The following is an 18,187-nucleotide window of genomic DNA, read 5'->3' on the forward strand; positions in this document are numbered from 1 at the left end:
CGTTGGCGTCGGTGCCACGGTCGGCGTTGGTGCTACGGTCGGTGTTGGTGTTGGTGCTACGGTCGGCGTTGGTGTCGGTGTCACGGTCGGCGTTGGTGTCGGTGCAACGGTCGGCGTTGGTGTCACTGTTGGTGTCGGCGTCACTGTTGGCGTCGGCGTAGGAGGCGACTCTACCCCTTCATATGGATACCAATGCATCTGCACACCACCAGCAAATCCTTTCGCAATCAATGTCCCATGCAGTTCTCCGGAATTATAAGTTACTTTTGCAAGCGGAGCTAGAATAGTTCCTTCTATTGTTAAACTTCCAATGTTTACAGTGCTAGCTTCATAAAAATTAAATAATACCTTGTTAGGGCTGCCTCCCCAAATTTGAAAGCTTGGAATTTCAACTGAACTTCCGCTAACGTTAACGATAACTGTGGCGTTATTTGCAATATTAAACTGTAAGCCATTAGCACCAACGAAATCAGCAGCACTTAGATTAAGAACGTTAAATGATTCCGGAGCATCAATTGTTATTTTCCCATATTCCTTTTTGAAAGTTCCGACTGTAGCAAGTGAAGAGAATTCATTAGAACGTCCAATAAGATATTGCTCTTCATAATCAAAATCAATAGGTGTCCCTTTTCTCGCTGGTTCTTTAAGATCTACACCGTTTCTGATAAAAATACCACCATGAACGGATGCTCCATGAACAGTCCCATTAGTAAAAGTGATGTCATTGCCAGCAATAAGGACATCTCCACCTGGATTATCCTTGGATACGCCGTAATTCTGCAAAGTAATATTACCTTTGGCCGCCAGGCGCCCGTGAACCTGATCATTAGATTGATTGAAGTCACCAAGGATAAAAGTATTAAAATTTCCTGCAATGCCTAACACAGGTGTAGGAATATACGGAAGCACAGGCCCTGCCGCACTGACCAAATAACCACCTCCAGAAAGCCCACTACCCACCATCAAAATCCCCGCTATTACTAATGAGAGCAACGGTTTCATTCTTCTTTTCAAAATGCGCACCTCCTAAAACTATGATTTATAATTAAACAGAATAATTACCAGAACTCTAAAGAACCTAATAACAAAAAAAGACCGCCAAAAAAGAAGTAGAATTCCCTTCTCATGGCAGTCGGACGGTCATAGTGTCTTTTAGACACTTTAGACTCCTGAACTTTGCGTCCCACCCTTTCAGGCGGTTTGCTATTATCATGATTATATATGTATAGCCTTTGCAAATTAGAACTAGTAGCTTAAGCATCCTATTAAATAATGGTCTATGACTTTTAATACTTTGGAACTAACAATAGTTTAGCGCTCCATCCCCACAATTGTCAATCAATTCCTTTTGATATTTACACGCGTAAGCAAGCACAAAAAAAGCGCCAAAAGGCGCTTCACACAAAGGTTTTCCTTCAATTTTAAAGTAACTTTATCCAACCTAATATCGATATCCATAATGGAATACTTAGAATCAAACCAAATACCATTCCACGGGCGAGACTTCCTTCCTCTTTCATCCAAATTCTCCCTTTATATAAGTCTGAAGCATTAATTTTTATTATTACAATTTTAATATATTTTATTCTTTCTAATTTAGTTGTGAATTTAATCACATTGGACTAGCTGTTTAGAAATACCATTGATTATTTTTGGAATATCGGGGTAGAATACGAATATACGTTCCCATTAGGGGTGATGAGATTCATGCATAGAGCTGAAAGCAGGGACAATATGCTGGTGAAATCTTATTTATTGCTTCCGATGATTTTATCAGCTTTCGAACGGGACTCCGCCATTCTATCTGCACATTTACGAACACCCGCCCCCTATCTGGAGGTTCTTGAAACAGCCGCAGCAGTTGCTACAACAGATTTAAGAGATGTTCGTTCAGAGATGAGAAAACGGGGAATCAAGGTTTATGAGCAGAACAGACTTAATGCAGGGATCGAAGCCAAATTTATATGTCGTGGATACCATGAACGAATGCTGCTATTAAACGACATTGTCGCTGCCCAAGCTGCAATTCATATGCGCAGATATCTCGGTCTGGATATTTCATCTTTCAAGAGCTATGAAGAGCAGTATCAGATTAAGTAAAGCCGCGTAGAGGCTGTCCCCCCCCCATTTCCATTAGCGAACAAAAAAATAGGCCTTACCATGGGAGTTGGCAAGACCTGAGAGATTTATACCACAAAACACTGGGGGGTGTTTGGTGTCTTCAATATAAACCTTGAACCTGAAAATAAGATGATGCTCACATGAAAATTACATTAAAAACATCAATTCGTCGCTTAGACTATCCGCTTGACACTTTTGATTTCCAACCAAAGATGCCCACTTCGCCGACAGAAAAACCGACCGATGGATAGTTAGCCACGAGTGCTTTGAACTAATTGTTTTAAAATGATATAGTGGGTTCGTTGCTCGCAGGATGACTTGATAGCTGGTTGTAAAACATAATAAAGTCGAGACCTGAGTACGGAGAAGCAATAGGCGTTTGCCTTTTCGTTATATTTTCTGAAGGAGGGTAATAGCCCATGAGTGATGAAATCTGTATACCACCTGGCATTCACCAGAAGGACACTAGCTTCGGCTACACCTTGTCTATCATTAGTGGTAAATATAAAATGACTATTCTCTACTATCTCTCTGAAAACAAGATCGTGCGATTCAATGAACTGCAACGAGGTATCGGTACAATACCTTTTAAGACGTTAAGTGTTATGTTGAAAGAACTGGAAGCGGACTGTCTCGTCAGGCGCGAGGAATTCCCCCAGATTCCCCCTAAAGTTGAGTATTCCTTGACTGAGAAGGGCCAATCGCTTATTCCGGTGCTGGATATGATGTGCACTTGGGGAGAGAAAAATTCCGTTCCAGCCGCGCAAGAGATAGCAGTACCGTTTACGATTTAGCGACGACTTATGACAAAAGCAGCATTTCCATTAATGAAAATGCTGCTTTTTGTTTCAATTCTAATTACATATTATCGATAAATTCAACATAGCCTTGCGAACTGATGTCCAATTTTTTTAAATAATCCGTACTTCCTACCGTCTCAGATTCCGTACCATAAATGGCATAGAAGGAACGATAATCAGCGCTGCAGTAAACAAAAGTCGTGTCAAAGGGAGATAAAATACGGTCAAGCCCGTAGCCGAGTTTACCATCTTCACTGAAGTCTTTTTCACTTCCTCCGGCAGTTACAGCTAATGCGATTTTACGATTTCTTAATTTATCACTCTTCGAGCCCTATGCCCATCCGTAAGTAAATACTTCGTCCAGCCACTTTTTAAGCTGAGGCGGACTACTAAACCAGTAGACAGGGAATTGTAAGACGAGCTTATCATGCGCTTCAATTAGTTGTTGTTCCTTTTCCACGTTGATTTTTTCATCGGGATAGGCTTTGTACAGCTCATGTACCGTATATTTGTCTGGATATTTATGGAGTTCTTCGATCCAGCGTTTATTAACAACGGATGTTTCGATGTTTGGGTGCGTAACGACAACAAGTGTTTTCAATGGTGTATCCTCCATGTTTGAATCAGATTTAGGACTTGAGTTATACCTCCCATCACGCCATCGCGTAAGTATGCACTTTTAGTTCACGTACTTACCTTAAGGTAAGCATTGCAACCTGTCTGCACGTATATTGACGTACAGTCTTCGGGGCGATTCTCATCTTCGGTGTACACCCAAATATCACACAAGAGAGACTGGTTCATTCCATCATCAATGTTACACTGGATACTTATTCACATGTTCTCCCCAGCTTACAAGAAGCAGCCCTTCGAGGGATCGGCGACTCCATTCTTGAAACGTGCAAAGAGGTCGGGATTACGAATGATCCCTCACTTTACTTGAGTAAAGGTTAGAAGGATGTTAGAAGATAGGTGATTTCAAGACAAACGGCGCGGTTCGGGGATCCCCGAAAACCGCGCCGTTATTCCATTCTTAGAGATGCTGGTGAAGGAAATTGAACCCCTGGGCTACACCAGATTAAGGCTGATATAACTCTGTGGAAGCACATCCTCAAGCTCCAAACAAAACATCCTTCTCATTTTATAGCAAGATAGTCTTAGAAATAATTACAAGGAGGATAAACAGTACCAAGATTGCACCGGTAGATGTAAAGGCTCCTCCGATACCGCCACCATATCCGACACCACCAAAGCCAGCAATATTTTCGCTCATTTTAAATTTCCTCCTTTGTATTTAAGTTCATCTTAGCTTATGAAATCCACACTATAGTGCTTGGGTAAATAGGTAATTAGATATCTATCCATTTAAAGCCCCTACCGTAGGCAAAGATTAGAAGGATGTTAGAAAATAGATGATTTAAAGACAAATGGCACGGTCCCGAAATCCCGGAAGCCGTGCCATGCGCAATTCTTAGATATGCTGGTGAAGGGAATTGAACCCCCGGCCTACGCATTACGAGTGCGTTGCTCTACCCCTGAGCTACACCAGCTTAAAGCTGATTTTTCTGTCAAACAAAAAATATTATACAACTTCCACCCAGAAACGCAAGCCTATTTCTCTCTATTTCCCTGCTCTCCCGAACTGCTATTCCATCTGTAGTTTACGCTCCACAGATTCCAGCTTTCCACGGCTAGTAGAGGGTTTATCTCGGCGGTCGTCTATTTTAAGTGAGGTAGAGACACGCTCTGCACCTGCGGCAAAAGGAGACTCGTGCAGCGCCTCGACTGCAGCAAAAATACGCTGAAGAGGCCCTTCGATAATTGTACCCATGGATGTAAGCTCATAAGTAATCCCTTCTACCGTCTTCAGCACTCGCTGCATATCCGCAACATAGCTGCTAAGGCTCGTACTACCTGTTCCAATCGGAATAACGGTTACTTCAGCAATAGGCATGGGAATACCTCCTCGGAATTTTAAAGTATGTGTCTCCTTCTATTGTAACAACTCCACCGCTCTCCCACAAATGATCTCAGCTTTATTATGCCCCTTCTTCTTTCCCCCAAAAATTCTCCGAAATATGACTTTCGCCACGGGTATTTTTTCTTACGTGAATTCTAGGGTCATCTGCACTACATTTATGGACTCTTTGTGGCATCTTTTCGGACAATTTATGAATCATTTTTCATATGCCTGTGGATCAATTGTGGATTACTTATGGACAGCCTGTGGATCATTTGTGGAGTACTTTTGAAGAACCCGCTCCCCGCGCGGGTTTTCTAAAAAACTGTTTACAAACACAACATCTTGGGTTATTTTTATCTAACGACAACAAAATATAGTGGAGACAGGCGCTTTGATCCTTAATCGGAATTAGAGCTTAATAGGGAAGTACGGTGAAAATCCGCTGCGGTCCCGCCACTGTAACCGGATGCCCTTTACAAGCTTTTAGAAGCTAAAGATGGGCAGATCTCCTGGCAGAAGCCACTGAGGGTAAGAACCCCCTTGGGAAGGCGCTGAGAGGTCCTACGGAAGCCAGGAGACCTGCCTGTTTCGACGACACCAACTATGAGTGCCTGCGAGGAACAGGAGTGGTGTCCGCATGCGGTCATCTTCTTAGAGACCACTACAAATATCTGTGTGGATATTTACATAACGCATCGGGCATTTTCAGCCATCCTCGCTAGGGGATGCTTTTTTTATGAGATCACAATGAATATACGGCCGCTTATGCGGCCCCACTTCTTAATGATAGGACGATAGACTGAGAGGAGAGCTATACAATGACGTTGTTGGAGAGACAATTTAACGGTACAACAAATGCACGGGAAGTTCTTTTAGAAGAGCTCATTGATTTAGGACGCGATATTATCGACAGCCGGGATTTGGACTTGCTGCGCGAGAATGCCAATTTGAACGGAGAGAGTTTCTCCGGTAAAATGAGCAAGTTCGGCAGTGAATATTCAAAATGGTACGCCCGTAACTTTACGATGCCGCCGCAGCTGGTGCAAGCCATTGATGACAATGTCGTCTATGTGCATGATCTGGATCAATACGCAATCGGAACGACTAACTGCATTTTTATCCCGTTTGATAAGCTTCTCCGAGAAGGCTTCAACACCGGCAACGGCAGTGTTCGTCCTCCGAACTCCATAATGACAGCTATGTCACTAGTAGCAATCATTTTTCAATCCCAGCAAAATGCTCAATATGGCGGTGTATCCGCCAATAAACTCGACTATGATCTGGCACCTTATGTAACCAAATCCTTCGCTAAGCTGTTCCGCAAGGGTCTGGATTATTTTGATGAGGGACAAGCTAATGAATCTTTGGGCGAGATCACAATGAGCCGGACCGATCTGGCCGAGGTATATCCGAAATCGTTCCGTTATGCACTGAAAGAAACTGAAATCGAAACCCTGCAAGCGGCTGAAAGTATGGTACATAATCTCAATACCATGTCCAGCCGATCCGGCGGGCAAATTCCGTTTACCAGTATCAATTATGGTACTTGTACTTCACCAGAAGGTCAGCTTGTAATCAGTTCCCTGCTAACAGCAACGATGAACGGGCTTGGCAGCGGAGAAACACCTGTATTCCCTATTCAAATCTTCAAATGCAAGCAAGGAATCAACCAACAGCAAGGCGATCCTAACTATGAATTGTTCCTAAAAGCAGCGGAATGTTCTGCACGCAGACTGTATCCGAACTTTGCTAATCTAGACGCTCCGCTCAACTTGCAGTATTATGATCCAAGTGATCCTGATACGGAATTTGCTACAATGGGCTGCCGCACTCGAGTGCTCGGTGACCGTTTTGGGCGTAATCATTGCTCCGGGAAGGGCAACCTTTCCTTTAATACACTGAATCTGGTTCGGCTCGGTCTGGCACACGGCACAGTAACAGGCCGGCGTACCGTCGCAGACGAAGCTGGCTTCTATGAGGATCTAAATCACTATATGGACATTGCGCTGGAAGGACTTCTTCATAGGTTCCGCATCCAAAGCGCGCAAAAAGCTAAAGCATCCGATTTCATGATGCGAGAAGGCGTCTGGGAAGGCGGCGAAACCCTCGCTCCTGAAGACTCTGTAGGTGAACTGCTGAAGCATGGTAGTCTGTCGCTCGGCTTCATCGGTATGGCGGAATGCATGAAAGCCATGTACGGCAAACACCATGGCGAGGATATGGAAGTCCATGCCAAGGCTGTGGCTATCGTACGTCATATGCGGGAGTATTGCGACCGGAAAAGTGAAGAACTGAATCTAAACATCACCTTGTTCGCAACACCAGCCGAGGGTCTGTCCGGTAAATTCACCAAGATTGATCGTAAGGTACTGGGTTCTATTCCAGGCGTAACTGACCGTGAGTATTATACGAACTCTTTCCACATCCCTGTATACTATGATCTAGGCGCTGCTCAGAAGATCAGCTTGGAAGCTCCTTTCCATGAATACTGCAATGCCGGGGCTATTTCTTATGTCGAATTAAACGGTAATGCCCGCAGCAATCCAACCGCCTTTATCAAAATCATTAAATACGCACTAGAACAACAGGTCAGCTACTTCAGCATTAACCATCCGATTGACCGCTGCTCAAGCTGCGGATACGAAGGCGTAATTGGGACAAACTGTCCTTCCTGCAACGCACATGAGAATGACGTGCACATCCGTCGTTTGCGCAGAGTTACAGGTTATTTAACTGGCGACTATCAGACCCGCTTCAACGCCGCCAAACAAGCCGAAGTACGGGATCGCGTTAAGCATCTATGAATATTTGCGGATACTATCCGGAGTCGATTAACGAGGGAGAGGGCATGCGGGCCGTCCTCTTCCTCAGCGGCTGCCGCCATCGTTGCCCGGGATGCTTTAATCCCGAGACATGGAATTTTAAATATGGAGAAGTTTTCACCTTAGAACGTCAACATGAAATCATTGCAGAAATCGCCGCTAACCCATTGCTGGATGGTTTAACACTAGCAGGCGGCGATCCTTTTTTCTCGGCAGAAGAGGTACTTGGGTTCATTCATGAGCTTCGCGCCGTGCTCCCAGGCTTCCCCATCTGGATTTACAGTGGGTATACGTATGAGGAACTAAACGCCCTTCCCGGTTCTCCGGAGTGGAATCTACTTACACAGTGTCAGGTATTAATAGATGGACGTTTTATAGAAGAATTAAAAGATACTACACTTCCTTACCGAGGAAGCTCTAACCAACGCATAATCGACATTCCGGCCAGTATGAACGGCTCGGAGGTCTTTCTGTGGCAGCCTACTGCGCTATAATATATCAATTTTTGATATTCAAAATTAATCCAAAATAAGAAGGGATGAAATAACCATGCCACAATTCGTAGTTAAACCAGATAATCGCCAACTGGCTTTTGATGAGAAACGCCTTTCCATATACGCCGACCGTATCTTGGAGGGTCTTGATCAACTAAATAAAGAAACATTGCTGCGGGGAGTAATTTCCAAACTGCGCCGTGACTCCGTAAGCGGAGAAGAAATTAGCAACGCCTTCACTATGAGTGCCCTAGAACTTGTAACAAAAGAAGAGCCTACTTGGAAGTTTGCAGCTGCCCGTGCCCTTCTGACTACCCTTTATAAAAAAGCAGCCGTTCACCGCCGCTATAAAGCTTATCCAGAAGAGCCTTACGGTGAGCTGTACCCTCTAATCACGGATCTTGTTAAAAAAGGAATCTACCGTGAGGAGCTTCTAACGCATTACACTAAAGAGCAAATCATTGAGCTAGGTGGATGTATCGATTATACACGCGACCTTCTATTCGATTACATTGGTCTGCTTACGCTATCTGACCGTTATTTGGCGCATGATTTTGACGGCCGTGTAATGGAGCTTCCGCAAGAACGTTACATGATTATCGCTATGTACCTCATGCACCGTGAGCCAGCCGAGAAACGTCTTGAGCTTGTAAAAGAAGCTTACTGGGCTATGAGCAACATCTACATGACAGCTGCTACCCCTACCATGTCCAATGCCGGTAAAAAGGTCGCTGGACAGCTCTCCAGCTGCTTCATCGATACGGTGGACGATTCCCTAGAGGGTATCTTTGATTCCAATACAGACGTAGCGCGCCTTAGCAAAATGGGCGGCGGTATCGGCGTCTACCTGGGTAAAGTACGGGCACGTGGTTCGGATATCCGTGGTCACAAGAACACTAGCTCCGGCGTAATCCCTTGGATTCGCCAATTGAATAATACCGCAGTCAGCGTAGATCAGCTAGGTACTCGTAAAGGTGCTGTCGCTGTCTACCTTGATGTATTCCATAAAGATATTCTCGCTTTCCTCGATCTTAAGCTAAATAACGGTGACGAGCGCATGCGTGCCCATGACGTATTCCACGGTGTAACCCTGCCGGACTTGTTCATGGAAGCTGTTGAATCACGCAGCCACTGGAACCTCTTTTGCCCTCATGAAGTGAAGAAGGTTATGGGCTGGACGGATGAGGATGGTCGTCCGCTGGGTCTGGAAGACTTCTACGATGAAGAGCTTGGTAAAGGTACTTTCCGTGAAAAATATGCTGAAGCTACAGCCAATCTGGAATTGTCCCGTATTACCGTTCCTGCGATCGACATCATGAAACGGATTATGAAATCACAGCTCGAAACAGGTACTCCGTATATGTTCTACCGTGATACGGTGAACCGGACGAACCCGAACCGCCACCAAGGTATGGTCTTCTCTTCCAATCTGTGCACAGAAATTATGCAGAATCAATCCGCTACCGTGATTGAACAGGAAGAATTAGTAACCAAAGATGGCAAGACCCGGATTGTTATCTCCAAGATTCCTGGCGATTTCGTAGTCTGCAACCTAAATTCTATTCACTTGGCACGTGCGATTCCAGCTGGCGTGCTGGAAAGACTTGTACCTATCCAAGTACGTATGCTGGACAACGTAATCGACATCAATAATATTGAAGTTCTGCAAGCACAATACACGAACAGCCAGTACCGCGCAGTGGGTCTCGGCACATTCGGCTTGCATCACCTATTAGCACTCAAGGGCATTCGTTGGGAATCTGATGAAGCCGTAGAATATAACAATCATTTGTATGAACACATCAACTACCTGTTGGTACGTTCGAGCATGGAGCTTGCCCGTGAAAAAGGCCGTTATCCGAAGTTCGCCGGTTCCGATTGGGAGACAGGTGCGTACTTTACTTCACGTGGCTACGTTAGCGGTGAACAAGAAGGTAAATATGTAACCACTGAACAATGGCGCGAGCTGCAAGAAGAAGTGGCTAAAGACGGTGTTCGTAACGCATGGATGTTCGCGATTGCACCGAACGGCTCCACATCGATTATTGCCGGCTCCACAGCCAGCATTGATCCTTTGTATGAACTGCTTTCCTATGAAGAGAAAACAACTTACAAGATCGCTAACCCGGCACCAGATCTGTCCGACAAGACAATCTGGTACTATAAGACAGCTTTCACCATTGACCAAAACTGGTCGATCCGCATGGCTTCCGCTCGTCAGCGTCACGTCGATCAAGGCCAAAGCTTCAACCTGTATGTTCGTCCTGACATCAAGGCTACCGAGTTCCTTGAGCTGCATCTGAACGCCTGGAAGGGCGGATTGAAATCAACTTATTATGTGCGTAGCCGTGCTTTGACAATAGAAGAGTGTGATTCTTGCGCTAGCTAATTATCTTAGTGCCCTGAATAGAAAAACGATGATGAATTTCGTAACTGCGAGGAATGTTTGGGCTTCCGGCCGCTGTTGTCATCAGATGTCTTGATCTTTACCGCTATTAGCGGATGACATCCGATGACAAAGGCGGTCGCTGACGCTCCTACAGCTCCAAACTTCCTCTCCGTTACTCCATCACCGTCTTTCTATGAACAAGACACCAAAGAAAGATTACCCGCGCAAAAAAATGGAGGGATAAGAAATGCAATTACAAAAGATTTTTAATACTGAAGCACCTAACCAATCCACACGCATTATCGACGGTGAATGCTCAGGCATTCTGAACTGGAATGATATTCGAATGCCTCATATGTACAAGCTGTACAAGGTCCTTCTGCTTAATCACTGGATCGCGGATGAAATCCCAATGTCCAAAGATGCGCAACAATTCCCTATGCTGGATGCAGAGGAGCAACGTGTATTTAAGATCAACATCTCCCTGCTCGCTGTGCTGGATTCGATGCAGACGATGTTCGTCAGCGACGTGAAGCGTTATTTCACCGACTCCTCACTAGAAGCTATTTCTGCCATTATCGGGCAACAAGAAGTAGTGCATAACCAATCGTATTCCTATGTTCTTTCCTCTATCGTGTCGGATAGTGAACAGAAAGAGATTTTCGAGTATTGGAAGAAAGATCCGGTTCTACTGGAGCGCAACCAATTTATCTCCGATATTTATCAAGAGTTCCGTGATAATCCAACGAAACAAACCTTTTTCCATGCGTTGGTAGCAGATCTCATCTTGGAAGGAATTTTCTTCTACAGCACTTTCGCCTTCTTCTACAATCTGGCCCGTGACCAGAAGATGATGGCGACCAGCCAAATGATCTCTTATATTCAACGTGACGAGAATCAGCACTGCTACTTCTTCGCAGAAGTATTTAAGCAGCTGCTCGTAGACTTCCCTGAGCTGAACACCAAAGAAAACATGGATTACGTATACCGTACCATCGACCGCGCGGTAGAGCTTGAAACCAACTGGGCTTACTACACTCTCACTAATGTTCGTGGCATTGACCTTAACGAGCTTAGCGACTATATCAAATATACAGCGAACAAACGTCTGACTTTGATGGGTATGGAAAAAGCTTACCAAGGTGTTGATGTTAACTGCATGCCTTGGATCAAGCCTTTCTCCGACGATGCGCTGAATGCTACGAAAACTGATTTCTTCGAAGCCAAGTCCCGCAACTACGGTAAGGTTGGCGATGATAACGGATTTGACGATTTGTAAGACTGGACTATAACGATCCATAGATAAAAAAGAGGCCATTCTCTACTTTTACAGTGAGATGGCCTTTTGGCTATAGCAAAAAAGCGTCTCCTCAACCCTTACATCAGGAATGAATGAGACGCTTATATATTTGTTATGAATCCATCAGAAACAGAATGCCTACTGCTGAGTCCTAAGCCTTGCGCTCTATTCGATGTGTAGTTTCTTCTGCCAGCTCAGCTAATGCATCATTCAGTCGCAGCTTCAGCTCCTCAGCAAGCTCTACCACGCCGTGATCATTACGAACCACCTGAGAATCCACGGCATACACTCCACCAAGAATGTAACGTGCACCGAGTACAGACAACACAGGTTTCAAAGCATAATCAATCGTGAGGAGATGTGCAAGACTGCCACCCATGAAGAGCGGGAGTACGATTTTGCCGGCCAATCCCTTTTGCGGAACTAGATCCAAGAAGGTCTTCAGCACGCCTGTATAAGAGGCTTTATAAACCGGGCTAACCACGATTACCGCATCCGCTTCAGCTACAAGGCCATTCGCCTTGACGATAGCATCGCTCTCAAACTTGGTGTGAATCAAATCTTCCGCTGGCAGCTCAGCTACGTTAATACGCTCAACCTCAAAGCCCTGATCCGTTAAGCTTGCCTCCGCATACTCTATAACTGCATTGATACGCGATACCAGGGAAGGCGTTCCGTTAATCACAACAATTTTAGCCACTTCTCCACCTCTTTCATCCCACTTGAGCAGCTCACACTGCAATATTTAACCCGACAGGAATACTTTAAATTAATATTAATCCTATCGCAGATTAGATATTATTGTCAAACCATAAACGCTTGCGCTCATCCCACTCTTGCGATATACTAAGCAACAATATTAAATCCAAGAATCAGGCCAATGATCGGCATCCAACCGTGAGGCGTCTGCGACCGGAGCCTATAATGACTCCCTAAGTTCACCGGGTTTCGCCCGTTACCGCGAAGACCAAAGAGGGTCGATTCTTTCCTGTTGTTAAGGAGATTCGATCAACCTGGGTGGCACCGCGAGCTGACGCTCCTCGTCCCATGGATGAGGGCGTTTTTTGCGTTTTTTCAAGCATAATCACCTTCGTCGTCCTTATAAGGACGGTAAGTGTTTGTGCGAGAAATAGAAGGATAAAGTGAAGGATGAACCTTACACTTCCTTATCTTTTAAACAAAAAGGAGCGAAACGGTATGCTGGAAATGAACTGGATTAAGGATAATCAGGAACTTGTAAGAAACACTGCCACCTGGAAAAGAGTCGACTTCCCACTGGATGAATTGCTGAATTGGGACGAAAAGCGCCGAAGCCTGCGACAAGAAACAGAACAGATAAGAGCCGAACGTAATGGGCTAACCAAAGAGGTTGAACAATTACTACGTAAGGGTGACCGCCCTGCTGGAGAGATCGTCAAAGCACAGGTACGAGAACTCAATAATAGGCTGAACCTGCTGGAAGCAGATTTGAACGAGGCTGAACGCTGCTGTAGAGAGCTCATGCTGCTCGCACCGAATCCGGTGTCGCAGGATACACCCATCGGCCACGATGATAACGATAACGTAGAACTGCGGTTGAACGGAGCGGTGCCGGAATTCGGCTTTACACCTCGTGATCATGTGGAGCTAGGTGAACTCCACGATATCATCGATATCCCTCGTGGCGTCAAAGCAGGCGGCCCCCGCAGCTATGTGCTTAAAGGAGCAGGACTGATGTTACATCTTGCTGTACAGAGACTAGCCCTAGATGTGCTCACTGCACGCGGATTCACCGTGATGGATGTTCCTGTAATTGTCCGCCCTGAAGCGTTGGAGCGAACCGGATTCTTTCCCGGTGGGATGGATCAGACGTACGAGCTCAGCGGAGATAATCGCTGGCTGGTTGGCACATCGGAAGTGTCGCTAGTTTCGCTTTACAGCGACGAGATTGTAGAGCTTGATACACCGATGCGACTAGCTGGAATGTCGACTTGCTTCCGCCGTGAAGTCGGATCAGCGGGGCGAGATGTGCGCGGGCTGTACCGTGTTCATCAATTCTCGAAGATTGAACAAGTCGTCTTATGCCGAAATGACGAAGGTGTCTCGGACCATATACTTCACGAGATCCTCGCAAATGCCGAGCACATCCTTCAGCTCTTAGAGCTCCCCTATCGAGTCATGGCTGTCTGCACAGGGGATATGTCCCTGAAGACGCATAAGCAGTATGATATCGAGACATGGATGCCTAGCAGAGGCGCATACGGTGAGACCCATTCGGCTTCTAATCTACTCGATTTCCAAGCTCGCCGATCGGGCATCCGTTATCGGAATGCTGATGGTCGCTTACAATACTGCCATACCTTAAATAACACCGCAGTCGCTACACCAAGAATTCTGATCCCGCTGCTGGAGAATCACCAGCAAGAGGATGGTTCTATCTACATCCCTCAGGCGCTGCGCAAATATATGGACGGATTAGAGCGGCTAGAGCTTCTACAACAGTAGTCTGTTTTATCCAAGTAAATTTGAAATAAATAATGCCTATTCACTTCTCAACAAGAAGCTGAATGGGCATTTTTTTGTTCTAAGACCTCCCAAATAATCGAGCCTAACAACGCCTTCTCTATGTGTTATTCAAATGTAAAATTTAACTCATATATGGGATTATTCATCCTCCAATAAACACTAGATTTTTAAGGATTATTGTATTTACGCACTATTTTCAGCCCCTATTCTTATGCGAAAACAATAACTTTTTATTTTTTTATTTTAATTTATAGAACCTTTAATTTATATTAATGCAAACCAACCTTTCATTTTACATTTGAATGATAAGATTTAGTAGGTTTCTAATAAAAGATTTGAGGGGAGAATACTTATCCAAATGATTATTTCTTCAAGAGTAAGGAAATGGTGGGCTAGTGGACTGGCAATATTAATGCTTGTCGGCAGTGTGCTACCAGCAATTCAGACTGCCGAGGCAGCACCGGATAATAGCAATGTTGTTATCTCACAAGTCTATGGCGGTGGAGGAAACAGCGGAGCAGAGTTTAAGAATGATTTTATTGAATTATACAATCCTACCAACAAACCAGTGGTCTTGACTGGATGGAAAGTCCGATATACTTCCGCTACTGGAACCTTTAGCACCGGAACAGATTTAACAGGAACGATTCCTGCAAATGGATACTACCTTGTCCAAGAGGCTGCAGGAACAGGAGGAACTACTGCACTACCTGCTCCTGATGCTACAGGTATCCTAGCTATGAGTGGAACAAACGGTAAAGTCGACTTGGTTGACCTTTCGAATAATACAATAGATTTAGTTGGCTACGGTACAGCTACAGGTGTTGAGGGAACTCCAACCCCTGCTCTCACCAACGCAACAGCCGCTATTCGTAAAGCCGCAGCTGGTGCGCCAGCAGATAGCCGTGGTCTAGATACGGACAACAACGTTACGGATTTTGTTGTTCAAGCAGCAAGTCCACGCAATAGTAGTTATGGTAAAGCACCGGAGACAGCTAGCTCCGTAGTAGCTTCACCAGCCGCTAATGCCTGGCCGGTAGGTACTGAAATCTCTCTGAATTCTCCGACAGTTGGAGCATCCGTCTATTCAGCTGTTTATGGAGCAGCTGGTTCAACTGATTTCCAACCTTACACAGGGCCTATTACCTTAACTGAGGACACTACAATTAAGGCGTATGCTTCAGAACCAAATATGCCGGATAGCCCTATAACGGCTTTTGATTACACAATTCTGACCAAAACAGACGTCGCAACAGCACGCCTTGCTAGTAAAGGCCAGAATATTTCAACAGAAGGTATCGTAACTCACATTAATGCAGCAAAAATGTATATTCAGGATGAATCCGGCGGGATCGTACTTTACGGATTCCCAGAGTTCGCCAACGTTGGAGATCGTGTTGAAGTTAGTGGCACGATGGATATCTACAGCAACCTGCAAGAAATCAAATTCCAAAGTGGACTTCAATATTCTATCGTTGCGAATGATGTGGGTGTTCCTGCACCTAAATTGATTACAGCAGCTGACTTGTCTGCAGCCAACGGCGAAAGCCATGAAGCTCAGCTAGTTACTATGAATAATGTGACCATAGACAATGTAAATGGAAATACAGTGACTGCAAGTCAAGGTGGACAGCAATTCACAATTTTCTCTACCCTGCCTAAACTCGTTAAGGGTAAAACCTTTGACAGCATTACTGGGGTTATTGAGCAATATAATACAACTTATCAATTCATTCCACTTAACGAAAACGCTATGGTGGAAGAAACCTTTTCCGTAATGGCGAGCCCTGGTGCAGGTCGCATCATTAAAGGAAGTGCTGTGACCCTATCCAGTCCTACCCTTGGAGCACAGATTTATTACACGACTGATGGAACAGAACCAACCGCAGCAAGCAAACTTTATTCAGATCCAATTACAGTTAGTAAAGATCTTACCCTTAATGCAATTGTCGTAGCAGATGGCAAGACCAGTAAAGTGTATACCTTTGCTTATAAAGCTTCTGATCTCCCTCGTATCCATGATATCCAAGGAGAATCTCATACTTCTGAGTATGCAGGCCAGAACGTTACTGATGTTGAAGGCATCGTTACCCAATACGGATACACTTTCGCAACTGGCGCTTATAGAGGTTTCTTTATGCAGGACCCTCAGCCGGACAATAACGTGAACACATCGGAAGGTATTTTCGTTTACAGCACAAATGCATCCCTTAAGCCTAAAGTTGGAGATTTAGTGCGCGTTAATGGAGCCGTTTCCGAGTATAACGAAGGAAGTGCGAGCAATCTAACCTCCACTCAAATTAATATGACATCACTAACAGTAGATTCCTCTTCTAGTTATACTGTGCCTGAACCTATCGTACTTGGCAAAGGTGGAAGAGCTATTCCTTCTTCCATCATTGATAATGACGGCATGGCGGATTTTGAACCTAGTGAAGATGCTATTGATTTCTATGAATCGTTAGAAGGTATGCTTGTAAAACTCCCTACCCCTACGATCATTAGTCCTTACTGGACAAGTGGTAGCGGAAATTCCATGCTTTATAACATCCCTACAAGAGTAGAAAATGATACTCCTGATGTCATCACACCAGCTGGTGGACTAGTTCTAAAGGAATATAACCAATTCAATCCTCAGCGCCTTATCATTGCCTATGGAAATCCGGGTCAAGAAGTCATCACCGGAGATAAGTTCGCTGGAGATGTTACAGGGGTCATCGGATACAACAATGGTAATTTCAAAGTAATTCCGGAGAACGGTAAGCTGCCAACCATTACCCCAAGTACCTTTAAACAAGAAACAACTACTCTTGAGGTTAATGAGGACAAGCTATTAATCGCTTCATACAACATTGAGAACTTCTACCCAGGTGTCGGAGCAACAAAAATCCAGAAGCTTGCCGACTCCATCACGAATAATATGAAAAAGCCTGACATTATCGGCGTGGTCGAAATGCAGGACAGCAATGGTGAAACCGATAACGGAATCACTGAAGCAAGCGCAAACGAGCTAATTAAAGCTATTGAAACCGCTGGCGGTCCTGTATACAAATACACAGATATCGCTCCGGAGAACAATAAGGATGGCGGAGCCCCAGGCGGAAACATTCGCGTAGGATTCCTGTACAACCCTACAAGAGTACAGCTTGCAGACAGTGTTACTGGACAAAAAGGCTCTGCAACACAATCCGTCGGCTACAACACAGCGACAGATAAGCTAACTTACAATCCGGGACGGATTGATCCAACGAATGCCGCATTTGCAAGTTCACGTAAACCCCTCGCTGCACAATTTATTTTCGGCGGCGAAAAAGTGATCGTGATCGCAAACCATTTCAATTCAAAAGGCGGCGATAATGGTCCTTTTGGGAATGTTCAGCCCCCCGTATTGTCCAGTGAAACACAACGTCATAAAATTGCAGCAGTCGTAAACGGATTTGTCAAAGAGGTTCTGACTGCAAATCCTAAAGCCAACGTAGTAGCGCTTGGCGATTTGAATGATTTCCAATTCACTAAAACTGCAACAATCTTAAAAGGCTCAGAGCTAGACAATTTGATCGATACACTGCCTTTAAATGAGCAGTATACGTATACCTATGACGGAAACTCTCAAGTACTAGATCATATTCTTGTCAGTAAAAATCTAACGCCTTCTTCAAAAGTAGATGTCGTCCATCTAAATGCGGACTTCTCACCATCGAAAGGTCGGGTATCCGATCATGATGCGGTTATGGCACAGATTGATTTCAATACTTCTGAACAATTCCCGTTAACTGTTCTACACACCAACGAT

General features: G+C 44.8%; 12 protein-coding genes, 1 tRNA gene, 1 pseudogene and 2 riboswitches. Of the genes and pseudogenes, 8 read left to right on the plus strand and 6 right to left on the minus strand.

Annotated elements, in window-relative coordinates; translation table 11 throughout:
• Positions 1-1,014, minus strand: a 1,014-nt coding sequence (locus CA600_RS28350) for a choice-of-anchor A family protein (RefSeq protein WP_143812213.1), incomplete at its 3' end; no start/stop codon positions are given.
• Between the two features lie 110 nt (positions 1,015-1,124).
• Positions 1,125-1,215: riboswitch (cyclic di-GMP riboswitch) on the minus strand.
• 492 nt (positions 1,216-1,707) lie between these two features.
• On the opposite strand from CA600_RS28350, the gene CA600_RS28355 reads away from it, so the two are divergent.
• Positions 1,708-2,100 carry a hypothetical protein gene (locus CA600_RS28355; RefSeq protein ID WP_094874463.1) on the plus strand — a complete coding sequence of 131 codons (393 nt, stop codon included), beginning with the start codon at positions 1,708-1,710 and terminating at the stop codon, positions 2,098-2,100.
• 440 nt (positions 2,101-2,540) lie between these two features.
• On the plus strand, positions 2,541-2,915 hold the full coding sequence (locus CA600_RS28360; protein ID WP_094874464.1) for a winged helix-turn-helix transcriptional regulator: 375 nt from the start codon (positions 2,541-2,543) through the stop codon (positions 2,913-2,915).
• 64 nt (positions 2,916-2,979) lie between these two features.
• On the opposite strand, the pseudogene CA600_RS28365 reads toward CA600_RS28360, so the two are convergent.
• The 4 genes and pseudogenes from CA600_RS28365 to CA600_RS28375 form a co-directional block, all read right to left on the minus strand.
• Positions 2,980-3,522, minus strand: a pseudogene (locus CA600_RS28365) (NAD(P)H-dependent oxidoreductase).
• 540 nt (positions 3,523-4,062) lie between these two features.
• The gene (locus CA600_RS31595; RefSeq protein WP_218832805.1) at positions 4,063-4,194 is read right to left on the minus strand and encodes a YjcZ family sporulation protein; all 132 of its coding nucleotides are present in this window, start codon (positions 4,192-4,194) and stop codon (positions 4,063-4,065) included.
• Positions 4,195-4,399: 205 nt separating this feature from the next.
• Positions 4,400-4,471 (minus strand) — tRNA-Thr (locus CA600_RS28370).
• 95 nt (positions 4,472-4,566) lie between these two features.
• Complete coding sequence (locus CA600_RS28375) at positions 4,567-4,875, minus strand: MTH1187 family thiamine-binding protein (protein WP_094874465.1); 309 nt, start codon at positions 4,873-4,875, stop codon at positions 4,567-4,569.
• A 376-nt stretch (positions 4,876-5,251) separates the two neighbouring features.
• A riboswitch (cobalamin riboswitch) is annotated at positions 5,252-5,485 on the plus strand.
• A gap of 217 nt (positions 5,486-5,702) precedes the next feature.
• Between CA600_RS28375 and CA600_RS28380 the strand changes: the two genes are divergently transcribed.
• From CA600_RS28380 to CA600_RS28395, 4 genes are all read left to right on the plus strand, one after another.
• Positions 5,703-7,688 carry an anaerobic ribonucleoside triphosphate reductase gene (locus CA600_RS28380; protein WP_094874466.1) on the plus strand — a complete coding sequence of 662 codons (1,986 nt, stop codon included), beginning with the start codon at positions 5,703-5,705 and terminating at the stop codon, positions 7,686-7,688.
• The gene (gene nrdG, locus CA600_RS28385; protein WP_094874467.1) at positions 7,685-8,200 is read left to right on the plus strand and encodes an anaerobic ribonucleoside-triphosphate reductase activating protein; all 516 of its coding nucleotides are present in this window, start codon (positions 7,685-7,687) and stop codon (positions 8,198-8,200) included. Before CA600_RS28380 ends, nrdG begins: the two co-directional genes overlap by 4 nt.
• A 55-nt stretch (positions 8,201-8,255) precedes the next feature.
• Positions 8,256-10,589, plus strand: coding sequence for a ribonucleoside-diphosphate reductase subunit alpha (locus tag CA600_RS28390; protein ID WP_094874468.1), 2,334 nt, complete (start codon positions 8,256-8,258; stop codon positions 10,587-10,589).
• A 247-nt stretch (positions 10,590-10,836) separates the two neighbouring features.
• On the plus strand, positions 10,837-11,868 hold the full coding sequence (locus tag CA600_RS28395; protein ID WP_094874469.1) for a ribonucleotide-diphosphate reductase subunit beta: 1,032 nt from the start codon (positions 10,837-10,839) through the stop codon (positions 11,866-11,868).
• A 172-nt stretch (positions 11,869-12,040) separates the two neighbouring features.
• Here the strand turns inward: CA600_RS28395 and ssuE are convergent, their stop codons facing one another.
• Positions 12,041-12,589: an NADPH-dependent FMN reductase gene (gene ssuE / locus CA600_RS28400; RefSeq protein WP_094874470.1), complete on the minus strand. Its 549-nt coding sequence runs from the start codon at positions 12,587-12,589 to the stop codon at positions 12,041-12,043.
• 497 nt (positions 12,590-13,086) lie between these two features.
• Here ssuE and serS point away from each other — a divergent pair, with 497 nt between their 5' ends.
• Positions 13,087-14,373, plus strand: a complete 1,287-nt coding sequence (serS, locus tag CA600_RS28405) for a serine--tRNA ligase (RefSeq protein ID WP_094874471.1) — start codon at positions 13,087-13,089, stop codon at positions 14,371-14,373.
• A gap of 379 nt (positions 14,374-14,752) precedes the next feature.
• Positions 14,753-18,187 (plus strand): chitobiase/beta-hexosaminidase C-terminal domain-containing protein (locus CA600_RS28410; protein WP_179281767.1); only part of this gene is annotated, 3,435 nt, incomplete at its 3' end.

This window comes from Paenibacillus sp. VTT E-133280 (genome assembly GCF_002264385.1).
Classification (GTDB): Bacteria; Bacillota; Bacilli; order Paenibacillales; family Paenibacillaceae; genus Paenibacillus_AQ; species Paenibacillus_AQ nitricinens.

Excerpts from the sequence above, each read along its gene's own strand:
- CA600_RS28380 (WP_094874466.1), top strand. The coding sequence starts at position 5,703 with ATGACGTTGTTGGAGAGACAATTTAACGGTACAACAAATGCACGGGAA.
- serS (WP_094874471.1), top strand. The coding sequence starts at position 13,087 with ATGCTGGAAATGAACTGGATTAAGGATAATCAGGAACTTGTAAGAAAC.
- CA600_RS28395 (WP_094874469.1), top strand. The coding sequence starts at position 10,837 with ATGCAATTACAAAAGATTTTTAATACTGAAGCACCTAACCAATCCACA.
- CA600_RS28355 (WP_094874463.1), top strand. The coding sequence starts at position 1,708 with ATGCATAGAGCTGAAAGCAGGGACAATATGCTGGTGAAATCTTATTTA.
- CA600_RS28360 (WP_094874464.1), top strand. The coding sequence starts at position 2,541 with ATGAGTGATGAAATCTGTATACCACCTGGCATTCACCAGAAGGACACT.
- nrdG (WP_094874467.1), top strand. The coding sequence starts at position 7,685 with ATGAATATTTGCGGATACTATCCGGAGTCGATTAACGAGGGAGAGGGC.
- CA600_RS28375 (WP_094874465.1), bottom strand. The coding sequence starts at position 4,875 with ATGCCTATTGCTGAAGTAACCGTTATTCCGATTGGAACAGGTAGTACG.
- CA600_RS28390 (WP_094874468.1), top strand. The coding sequence starts at position 8,256 with ATGCCACAATTCGTAGTTAAACCAGATAATCGCCAACTGGCTTTTGAT.
- CA600_RS31595 (WP_218832805.1), bottom strand. The coding sequence starts at position 4,194 with ATGAGCGAAAATATTGCTGGCTTTGGTGGTGTCGGATATGGTGGCGGT.